This window comes from Aureimonas ureilytica (assembly GCF_001475935.1).
Taxonomy (GTDB): Bacteria; Pseudomonadota; Alphaproteobacteria; order Rhizobiales; family Rhizobiaceae; genus Aureimonas; species Aureimonas ureilytica_A.
Map to the genome: position 1 here is coordinate 1 of NZ_LDQA01000090.1, position 9,458 is coordinate 9,458.

General features: G+C 65.7%; 10 protein-coding genes and 1 pseudogene. 6 read left to right on the top strand and 5 right to left on the bottom strand.

Translation table 11 applies throughout. The features are described 5' to 3' along the window. Window positions 1-171: 171 nt before the first annotated feature. The 4 genes and pseudogenes from NS365_RS22410 to repA all read right to left on the bottom strand — a co-directional run. Window positions 172-339: pseudogene (locus NS365_RS22410) on the bottom strand (SDR family NAD(P)-dependent oxidoreductase); the annotation flags it as partial. Window positions 340-353: 14 nt separating this feature from the next. Next, entirely contained in the window at window positions 354-2,018 is a 1,665-nt protein-coding gene (locus tag NS365_RS22415; protein ID WP_058602518.1) for an acyl-CoA synthetase, read from the bottom strand. Between the two features lie 1,614 nt (window positions 2,019-3,632). Next, window positions 3,633-4,748 carry a plasmid partitioning protein RepB gene (gene repB / locus NS365_RS22420; RefSeq protein WP_058602519.1) on the bottom strand — a complete coding sequence of 372 codons (1,116 nt, stop codon included), beginning with the start codon at window positions 4,746-4,748 and terminating at the stop codon, window positions 3,633-3,635. Then, complete coding sequence (gene repA, locus NS365_RS22425) at window positions 4,745-5,956, bottom strand: plasmid partitioning protein RepA (protein ID WP_058602526.1); 1,212 nt, start codon at window positions 5,954-5,956, stop codon at window positions 4,745-4,747. The genes repB and repA overlap by 4 nt, the downstream gene beginning before the upstream one ends. Before the next feature lie 297 nt (window positions 5,957-6,253). Between repA and NS365_RS22430 the strand changes: the two genes are divergently transcribed. The 6 genes from NS365_RS22430 (at window position 6,254) to NS365_RS25145 (ending at window position 9,319) form a co-directional block, all read left to right on the top strand. Continuing rightward, window positions 6,254-6,490 carry a ribbon-helix-helix protein, CopG family gene (locus tag NS365_RS22430; protein ID WP_058602520.1) on the top strand — a complete coding sequence of 79 codons (237 nt, stop codon included), beginning with the start codon at window positions 6,254-6,256 and terminating at the stop codon, window positions 6,488-6,490. Between the two features lie 185 nt (window positions 6,491-6,675). Further along, a complete protein-coding gene (locus tag NS365_RS22435) occupies window positions 6,676-7,554 on the top strand; it encodes a hypothetical protein (RefSeq protein ID WP_058602521.1) in 879 nt (292 codons plus the stop codon). Between the two features lie 156 nt (window positions 7,555-7,710). Further along, a complete protein-coding gene (locus NS365_RS22440) occupies window positions 7,711-7,953 on the top strand; it encodes a type II toxin-antitoxin system Phd/YefM family antitoxin (RefSeq protein ID WP_058602522.1) in 243 nt (80 codons plus the stop codon). Further along, window positions 7,953-8,420, top strand: a complete 468-nt coding sequence (locus NS365_RS22445) for a PIN domain-containing protein (RefSeq protein ID WP_058602523.1) — start codon at window positions 7,953-7,955, stop codon at window positions 8,418-8,420. The genes NS365_RS22440 and NS365_RS22445 overlap by 1 nt, the downstream gene beginning before the upstream one ends. A 44-nt stretch (window positions 8,421-8,464) precedes the next feature. Next, complete coding sequence (locus NS365_RS22450) at window positions 8,465-9,076, top strand: helix-turn-helix transcriptional regulator (protein ID WP_153003912.1); 612 nt, start codon at window positions 8,465-8,467, stop codon at window positions 9,074-9,076. A 21-nt stretch (window positions 9,077-9,097) separates the two neighbouring features. Continuing rightward, window positions 9,098-9,319 carry an arginase family protein gene (locus NS365_RS25145; protein ID WP_275477567.1) on the top strand — a complete coding sequence of 74 codons (222 nt, stop codon included), beginning with the start codon at window positions 9,098-9,100 and terminating at the stop codon, window positions 9,317-9,319. Here the strand turns inward: NS365_RS25145 and NS365_RS22455 are convergent. After that, on the bottom strand, window positions 9,259-9,458 hold a 200-nt coding region (locus NS365_RS22455), incomplete at its 5' end, for an integrase core domain-containing protein (RefSeq protein ID WP_153003913.1). The two genes, NS365_RS25145 and NS365_RS22455, sit on opposite strands and share 61 nt — an antisense overlap.

Here is a 9,458-nt window from a genome sequence, read left to right on the forward strand (position 1 = left end):
TAAGTCGCGGTGCCGCTGTGCGAACCGGTGTAGCGATGTCTGCCTGACTCGTTGTGTTGGGAGTCAGCAGGGCATTAAGTGTCGGAGCTGTTTTTTGTGTTGTTGCTCCGGCGCCCACCTGTGTTTCGCCAGGTTGGATCGTCGGCAGCGTCAGATGGGTATCAGGGCCAGGCGAAAGCGGGCCCGCGCGCCGAGCCGGGAGGCCAGCGCCGCCCCGGCCGCCTCGTTGACGTCGAGCAGCAGGACGTTCGCGCCCGCCTCCACCGCCATCTCCGCCACGCCCGCCCCGAGGCCCGACCCGGCCCCGGTGACGACGAAACTGCTGTTTTCGATCTTCATGGGCGACGCCCTCCTCAGCCCGGCTGGCTCTTGGCGATCTCGCTCTTGCGCAGGATGAAGCGCTGGATCTTGCCGCTCGGCGTCTTGGGAAGCTCGTCCACGAACTCCACCTGGCGCGGATAGGCATGCGCCGACAGGCGGCGCTTCACGTGGCTGGCCAGTTCGTCGGCCAGCGCCGGCGTTCCTCTCACACCGTCCGCCAGCACCACGAAGGCCTTGACGATCTCGGTCCGCTCGGGATCGGGCACGCCGATCACGGCGGTTTCCACCACGGCGGGATGCTCGATCAGCGCGCTTTCCACGTCGAACGGCCCGATGCGATAGCCCGCCGAGGTGATGATGTCGTCCGAGCGCCCGACGAAGCTGATGGAGCCGTCCGGCTCCCGTTCCACCGTGTCGCCGGTGCGATAATAGCCGCCCGCGATGGCCGGGGTGTCCTGATGATAATAGCCCCGGAACCACAGGAGCGGCGAGCGCGCGATATCGACGGCGAGAATGCCCGGCCGGTTGGGTCCAAGCTCGTTGCCCGCCTCGTCCAGCACGGCCATGCGATAGCCGGGCATCGGAAGGCCCGAGGAGCCGGGGCGCACAGGGTGCGTCAACCCATGGTGGTTGTTGACCATCATGCCGTTCTCGGTTTGCCCGTAATGATCGTGGATGGGCACTGCCAGATGCGCCTCGAACCAGCGCATGACCTCCGGGTTGAGCGGCTCGCCCGCGCTGCTGACGACGCGCAAGGCGCCCTTCACCGGCTCGGCCAGCTCCGGCCCGGCGGCGATCAGAAGGCGATAGGCCGTGGGCGAGCCGGCGAGATTGGTGACGCCCATGCGCTGGATGATGCGATAGGTGCTCTCGGCCGTGAAACCGCCCTCATAAAGAAGGGTCGCGCATCCCAGCATCAACGGGCCCGTAATGGCGTAATAGAGCCCATAGGCCCAGCCGGGATCGGCGATGTTCCAGAACGTGTCGTCGGCGCGCAGGTCGACCGCATAGCGCATATAGGCCGAAATGGCGTTGAGCGCGCGCAGGGGCACGGGCACGCCCTTGGCCGCCCCGGTCGTGCCCGAAGTGGACATCAGCATGAAGAGATCGTCGCCCCGGCGCGATACCGGCTCGAAAGTCGGCTCGGCGGCCTTGAGCGCGGCGCGAAAGTCGAGATCGCCCGCCGGCACCGCGCCGGGTTCGGCCACGATCGCCACGCGGGGACACCCCTCCACCTCGTCGAGCTTGCCCCGGTTGGCCGGGTTGGTGACCACCAGCTTCGCGCCGCCGAGCCGCAGACGATGCTCGATCGCCTTGGGGCCGAAGGCGGTGAAGAGCGGCTGATAGATGGCTCCCAGACGCCAGGCGCCCAGGATCGCCACCACGAGCTCCAACGTGCGCGGCAGGAGCCCGGCAACGACATCCCCCGGCACGACGCCCTCGGCGCGGAACACGTTCGCCGCGCGGGCCGACAAAGCCTGCAGGTCCTCGAACGTATAGCTTGTCAGCGTCTCGTCGGCGGAAAGACAGCGCAGCGCCACACGCCCCTCGCCCACGTAACGGTCGCAGCATTCCACACAGGCATTGATCGCCGATGCCGGATCGCCAGCCAGCAGCGCCTCGGCGTCTTCCAGCCGGAACGTCTCGTATTCTTCTCGATAGTCGCGGCGCGTCGCGCCGACGGCTTCTGTCGACATGCGGTTTCTCCCTACTCCCGCGCCAATGGCGTCTCCCCGGGATTTGAAAGCGTCCGACAAAGCCCGCGAGGCTGGCCTGTCGTTTCGGGATCTCACGGCGTCGCCGCCCTGAAGCCCGGTTCACCGACAGCCCTCCTCCGCACGGATTCGTCAGCCGCTTCGAGGGTGACTGTATCAAAGATGGCCCCGCGAACAATCGCCGATGCGCTCACGCGATGGGATCGGATCTGCCCTACCCACCGGCGCAGATCACCGGCCTGACGGCAGCGGCGGGTGATGTCGCCCGGCGTCGCGTTGGACGCGCCGGGCGACCTGCGCGAAGCCGGATCGCCCCGGCCCGGTGCTGGCAAGTGCCGACATTCGATACGCGCACTGATGCACGCGCGCGTCTCCGTGAGGGTGTGTAGTCGCTGGCGATCGTCGCGCCGCTCATCAAAAAGGTCTCCGGCCTCGCCGCGCGGAGCCGAATGGGCGGCTCCCCCTCATGCGCACAGTCGGCTTGGACGATCCGGGCGGAGAGTTGACGCAGCGTGAGAGGCGGCGGCCGTCCGGGCGCCGGGCTCGCCTGCTGCCGGTGCGTTTCGCGCGTTCGAACTGCACGAACATCTTTGGGTCCGATCTCAAGGCGAGGCAAGAGACGTCACCCGCAAAGCGGCTCATCGGGTCGTCGCGGCACATCGTGTGGCAATGGACCCTACTGACGCCTGCGCCTTACTGTCGCTCATCGGCACCCTCCGACTTCTCCCTGTCCGCCAATCGCGTGACGGCCTAGGGAATGCCGGTTTCGCTGACGAGGTGAACCTGCCAGCGCGGCAGCTTCACATGGCAACACCGTTTGCCTTCGGGCCGGTCCTGATGTGGCGCGCGGGATGAGGCAGGTCAACGAAGAAGCTCTAGATGCCAGCCATGGCTATGCGGTCGAAGCGGGTGACTTCCGAAGCGATTCCCGCTCGCTCAAGCCGGTTGTCCAGCCGGTGTTCAAGCAGGTCGGAGGCGTCCGGCAAGTCCCATAGCGCGAACCGCTTCAGGTCGGCTCTGATTGGTTCATGAACCGCACCGCCAAGCATCTCGCGTAGCCGGTCGAGGTGCGGTGCCGACGAAAGCCCTGGATCGTCGCCGAGGGGCTTCTAGCGCTCATTTCGAGCTGCACCGGCCGGCGAACGATCAGCCTCGCCCCATCGATCGAGCCCACTGCGTTCGCAACGGAGCATCCCGGCGGAACCAAAGCGCCAACCTGCCCGAGCTTCCATCGGCCTTGTCAGGGTTGGGACGTTTGTCGTGTCCGAGCCCCCATTCTCCGAATGCCGCATTCCAGGGCCGGCGAATTCGGCAAGGGCTGCATCTTGGGCGCAATCTGGTTCGGCCTGACGACGCGCCTCATCGGAGCGGACTCGCAATCTCCGGGCTTCGCCCGACTTCGACCTTGGCAGCTGCCAAGGTTTTCGGCTTCAGCGGCGCTGCCGCCCGCTGGGAATGGCCGCCATCGCAGGCGTCTTGGCGGAGGCCATTCCGCGCAGTCGTTCGCAGGGCCACAAGGTGTTGCTCGCCAGACCCCTCCCTCTGTCCATCGCCACAAAACCTTGGCAGCTGCCAAGGTCGGGCGCTTCCCATTTCTCAGCGCTCCGCCTTCCAGCGCTCGAAACGGGCGGCCATGTCCGGCAGGTCCTGGCGCAGGAAAGCCGCCCAGTCATCGGCAACCACGCGCTCCGGCACCAGTTGCATTGAGCCGCGCGAGAAGCGGGCTTGCGCGATGCGGCGGCCTTTTGCGTCGTGAAGGTCCATCGTGCTGTCGCCGCTATCGGCCTCGCCGCGCAGAACGGCCAGCGCTGCCTGAAGACGACCATCGGATGTCGGAACCTTGGCAGGTGACAAGGATTCGGGAAGCTGCGCCAGCCGCGCGGGGAAGGTCTCGGCGAGCTTGGCCATCTCGACCCAGCGCGGACGCCCCGCCTTCGGCGCGCGGCCGATGCGCAGGATCAGATTTTCGGGGAGGGCGCGGAGCACCATGCGAAAGCGCGCCAGTTCCGGATCGTCGATGCCCAGCGCCGCACGAATATCCCGCGCCTTCAAGCCGGCCTCTTCCAGCGTGGCGGCGAACCGCGCGCGCTCGATCCAGGTCAGATCCTGCCGCTCGGCATTCTCGATGCCCTGAGAGACCGCGACCTCCGCGTCGCTCTTGGCGACGACGATGACGCGTAGCGGCAGGCCAAGGTCACGGGCCGCGCGCCAGCGACGGTGGCCGAAGACCAACTGGAAACGACCGGGGGCGTCCGGGTGCGGGCGCACCTCGGCGGGCACTTTTTGGCCCTCTTCGGCAAAGCGCGCGCGGAACCCGTCGAAGCCCGCCTCGTCGTCATCGGGCATCCGGTCCCGAAACGGCGACGGGTCGATCAGCGCGGCGTCGATGTCTCGTGTGCCACCCGCCTCCACCAGCGCCTGAAGGCGGTCGCGCTCCTCGCGGAGTTCCGCGATGGAGCGCTGCGTCGCGCCGATCACCGATGCGCCGACACGCTGTGCCAACCCGCTCGTTTGCGGAGTGGGCGTGGACGGCGAGGCCGGAGGGGCGACGGGCGCCGTCGCGGGAGCTGCGGTCGCGGTGGGATTGGACGGGGGAGGGGACGCGTTGCCGCCCTCCGCCTTCGGCGTGGGCGCCTCGCTCGCCTGCGCCTTGGCCTCCGCCGCGAAGGAGGCGAAATTCGCCAGAATGGATTTGCGCGGTCCCTTGGTCATGCTCGGCCCCATCCCTGCCAGATCAGTTCCAGAATACGCTGGTTCACCGCGTCCATGGATTCACGCGCACGCTTCACCGTGCTCGCGCCGACATGTCCAGGCTCCAGCTCGTAGAGCGTGCGCTTGGCGAGACCCGCCGTCTCGATCGCCGTGCTCTCCACCGCGGTCGGGATCAACACGTCCTCACCGAACAGGCTGCGCAGCATCGCGACGACATGCACCTGGCTCTGGTCGTTCGGGTCGTGTCGCGTGATGAGATAACGCAGGAAGTCCTGGCTGAGATTCGCCCCGGCCTCGCGCACCACGCCGATGAGATCGCCCATCATCAGAAGAAACTGGCTCATGGACATAACGTCCAGCATGGCGGGATGGACGGTGACGATCAGCCCGGTGGACGCATAGATCGCCCCCAACGTCAGGAAGCCGAGCGAGGGCGGCGTGTCGAGAAGCACGATGTCGTAATCATCCTCGACCTCGGCGATGGCGAGCCGCAGCCGCTCGAAGAACACGCCGTCCATGCCCGCCGTGCCGCCGGCCAGCGCGCGAGGCGTCTCATGCTCGTATTCCATCACCTCGATATTGCCGGGAATGAGATCGATGCCAGTAAAGTAAGTCTGCCGTACGATTTCCCGCATGGGGCGGCGCGCCTCGTCGTAGCGCAGCGCGGCATAGATCGTCTCGTTGTGCCCGACATCCATTTCCGGCTGAAATCCGAACATGGCGGACAGCGAGGCCTGCGGATCGAGATCGATCGCCAGAACGCGCAGGCCCGCGAGCGCCAGATAGTGCGCCAGATGCGCGCTGGTCGTGGTCTTGGCGCTGCCGCCCTTGAAGTTGGCGATCGAGAGGATCTGAAGCCGCTCGCCCTCGCGCCGGCGCGGCAGAAAGCGCAGGGCCTCCGCCGGCTTCATCTGCGCGAAGAATTCGCGAAGCTCGTTGATCTGCGCCAAGGTATAGGCGCGATGGTTGTTGTCGAGCCGGGCGGGCGCGGGACCCTTGCCCTCGATGGACAGCGTGCGCAGCGTGGATTCCGGGATCGAGGTGAGCTTCGAGACCTCATGGGTCATGAAGAATCGGAGGTTCTTGCGCGCGTCCGGCGGATACATCTGCTGGCGTCGCGCCAGCAGCTCGGCCGAAAGAATCGCGCCGTGACGCACGACCTTTTCGGCCGGGTCTTCAGAGAGAATCGGGACGGCTGACGAGTTCATGAGCGGAAATCGGTCCTTCTGACGGGTCTTGCCCAACTTTTATCGCATAAGCCGTCGGGAGGTAAGGGCGGGACAAGCCTTGGCCGGCACAACAGGTCAGCCTGACGTCAGCTCCAGCATTATCAGGGGCTTAGCGTCCGGACGAGCGTCTTCTTCGCGCTCGGATTCCAGCATTCTGTCCCCGATTTATCCCCGCCGCGCCCTGTTCGGGCAGATTGGCGGGAGGTGCGGGGGGTGGCCTTCGCGAAATGAGTCACGTAACCCTTTCTAGTAACCGTTAGGAATTGAGTCTGATCGATGACCCGAAGAACCACCACAGAGGCCGTTGCCGCCACGCGCGCTCGCCGTCGTGCCGCTGGTCTTCGCTCGACCGAAACAGTTCTTCACGAAAGCGAGATCGCCGCGCTGGACGAGGTGAAGGAACGTCTGGGCGTACAATCGCGCTCGGATGTGATCCGCGTCCTCATCGCGAAGTCCGATCTCGCCACGCTCACAGAGGCCGATGCCGACCTCCTGAAAACGCAGGAGGCGTGAGGCCCATGTCCATCATCAACCGGGAGACGCCATAGGCAAAGAAAAAGGCCCCGAAGCGGGAGCCGCCGGAGCCTTCATCTGTGATGCGTGGTTGCTCGCAGGTTTAGCCTCCTTCGCCTTCATCGTCAAATGAAATTGCGGCTTCCCGCCACGGCCTCGCTTTGCCTCGCGCAAGGAGAGAGACCATGTCGGAGGAACATTCCCGCACGCCCGTGAGCGTGCGAGGGTCGGCGCTTGCCCTTTTGAAGGGTCCAGCTGTCGAAACGATGACGCTTGGCCCCATCACGGGCGCCGAAGAAGGGGAGGGGGCCGCGCTCCATCCCGACTTTCTCGCGCGCGCCGCGATCTGGCGCGATCACACGGCCGGTCTGATTTCGATCAGTGAAGCGCGCCGACGCTCCGAAGCGATCGGCGCGGATGCGAGGTCGCCGTCTGTCGCGGCGTCCACTCTCGTTCGACGCAAGCCCCGCGCCTCGGTTGCCGCATCGCCCCGTCACGCCCGCCCGGCCCCGCGCGAAAGCCGTCAATATTCCGGCGCGATGGCGACCACGGCCGCGCGCGACGACCGGCTGACGCCCAATGCCAAGGCCTTCCTGCAGGTGCTGCGCGCGCGCTGCGGCAAAACACGGCAGACCGCCATCACCAAGGGCACGATGGGGGCCGTCATGGCGCGCTCGGCCCGCACGATCCGGCGTTATCTGGTCGACCTCGTACGCTGCGGCTACATCCAGCTGGCCGTCCGGCGCAACGCGCGCGGCCTCGATCTCGGCCTCACCGTCACGCTGACCGACCTCGTGATGCCCTTCTACGAGGACGCCAAGAGTCTCGCGCGCTGGCTTGCGGAAACGCCGTCAGCCGAGGCTCTGCCCTTTGCCGGAACCTTGGGCATTCGCCGTCCCCGGTCGGTCTTTGCCCCGCTCGCAGGGGTGACAAAGCCAACACACAATAACCAATCCCCTAAGACTCTTCTTTTGGCTCTGTACCCGAAAGGCGGAGTCGGCGCTCTGAATTCGGCCAATAGGCTTTGGAGAGACGGACAAGCCAGGGTCGCGCTCGGCCTGTAAGCCTTCGCGCCCGATCGGAAGGGTTTTCGAGGGGCAGGAGAGAGCATTGCTCTTCTCTTGAAAGGCGGAGCCATGCCCGGATGCAAGATCGATCGGATTGATCTTCGCAGACTTGCGGATTATCTATGACCACAATGGTCACCATGGAGCGACACAATGCGCGAGATTCAATTGCGGGACGCCAAGGCCACCTTGTCCGCCGTGGTGGATGATGCCTTGCGCGGCGAGCCCAGCATCATCACCCGGCATGGCGAGCCCGAGGCCGTGGTTCTGTCCTTCGCCGAGTGGAAGCGATTGTCGACGGTGCCGAGCTTCGGTGCGCTTCTGGCGGTCTCCGGCCTGCGCGACGAGGATGTGCCCGAGCGGGACGGTGCGCCGCTGCGCGATCTCGAATTCTGATGTTCCTTCTGGACACCAACATCCTGTCGGAAGGCGCGCCGACCAAGGATCAACAGCTGGGGTTCTCCGATCTTCAGCGCTGGATGGAGCGGGCGACCAGCCGGATCTGGCTCTCGGTCGTAACGCTCGCCGAAATCGAAGCGGGGGCGGAACGCTCGCTTCTGAAAGGAGAGGCCCGCAAGGCCGCGCGGCTGCGCCAATGGCTGGAGCTGGTGGAGCATCTCTATGGCGAGCGCATCCTGCCGCTGGATCGCCGGACGGCGCGTCTGGCCGGGCTCCTGTCGGCGCGCGCCCGCATGGCCGGCACCTCGCCGGGCTTTGCGGACGCCGCCATCGCGGCGACGGCGCAGGCGCATCGCCTGCGCCTGATGACGCGAAACGGCAAGGATTTCGCGCCGATGGGCGTTGCGTTCGTCAACCCGTATCTCGACGGGCTGCCCGAGATCGCGGGGGAGGGAGCGGGCTGAGACGGCTCGCAGATGCGGTGACGGGAGGCTTGGTCCGGAACCCGTTGACATCGTCCTTCAGCCGGGTGCGCGAGGCAGAGGAAGACCAGGGGAGACATGGCGGTTTTGTCGTCGCGCGCGGCGATGCGGCGGGCCTGCTTCCGTCGGTCGAACCCGCGCTCGATGCCATCCCGATCACGATGCTGACGGAAATCGCCAACAGCAGGCGTATGAACGTTGGCCTTGGGGATCACAAGCATGACGCCTTTCGGAAGCCGGGACTGGCGAGCATCAGACGCGGCTTGCCGATCGGCACGGGCGCAGATTCTCGATCGCTATGCCGTCGCGGCTTCGACCAGAGCCCTGCGCACAGGTCGTCTCCTATGCCCAGAAGCGCTTCGACCTTTATTCGCGTCAAGGCCGCCGAACTGCTCGGCATCAGCCCCTCGAGCGTCGATAAATGGGTTCGGAAAGGCGTTATCCCGAAACCACGTGAAAGCACGGAGGGATGGGGCCGAGCAGCGATCGAGAGGGTCGTGTCAGGCCAGGCAGCGAGCGTCGGCGCAACCGATGATTCAGAAGCGATCTATGCCGAATGGAAACGGCAAGAAGAACAGAAGGCGCCGTCACCTACCGAGATTGGGATGCAAGGCAAGGAAAAGCGCAAACGCCCTTAGCTGCGCCTCGCATTGCCCTCGGTGTGCAAAAGTCGATGCGCGGTTTCGATAGCCACGCTTCCGGTGGTGGCGAAACATCATCCTGATGCCTGCGTGGTCTGGTTCGATACCCATGCCGACCTCAACACTCCAGAAAGTACCACGTCTGGCTATCTGTTGTTGCCCCCGAATGATCGGACAGATCAGAGGGATTGCCGGGATGCGATGAACTCGCGCGGTGAGAGATATCCGAGCGCCTTGTGAGGGTGAACGGTATTGTAGTGCTCGAACCAGATCGGCAGCGTGTCGATGACGGTCCGAGCGTCAGGAAGGGCAGAGACGCGGACGTAGTCGCGCTTGATCGTGCGCACGAAGGCTTCGGCCATGCCGTTGGATTGGGGGG

Bases quoted from the DNA above. Each gene is read 5' to 3' on its own strand.
- NS365_RS22415 (WP_058602518.1), bottom strand. From the start codon at position 2,018: ATGTCGACAGAAGCCGTCGGCGCGACGCGCCGCGACTATCGAGAAGAA.
- repB (WP_058602519.1), bottom strand. From the start codon at position 4,748: ATGACCAAGGGACCGCGCAAATCCATTCTGGCGAATTTCGCCTCCTTC.
- repA (WP_058602526.1), bottom strand. From the start codon at position 5,956: ATGAACTCGTCAGCCGTCCCGATTCTCTCTGAAGACCCGGCCGAAAAG.
- NS365_RS22430 (WP_058602520.1), top strand. From the start codon at position 6,254: ATGACCCGAAGAACCACCACAGAGGCCGTTGCCGCCACGCGCGCTCGC.
- NS365_RS22435 (WP_058602521.1), top strand. From the start codon at position 6,676: ATGTCGGAGGAACATTCCCGCACGCCCGTGAGCGTGCGAGGGTCGGCG.
- NS365_RS22440 (WP_058602522.1), top strand. From the start codon at position 7,711: ATGCGCGAGATTCAATTGCGGGACGCCAAGGCCACCTTGTCCGCCGTG.
- NS365_RS22445 (WP_058602523.1), top strand. From the start codon at position 7,953: ATGTTCCTTCTGGACACCAACATCCTGTCGGAAGGCGCGCCGACCAAG.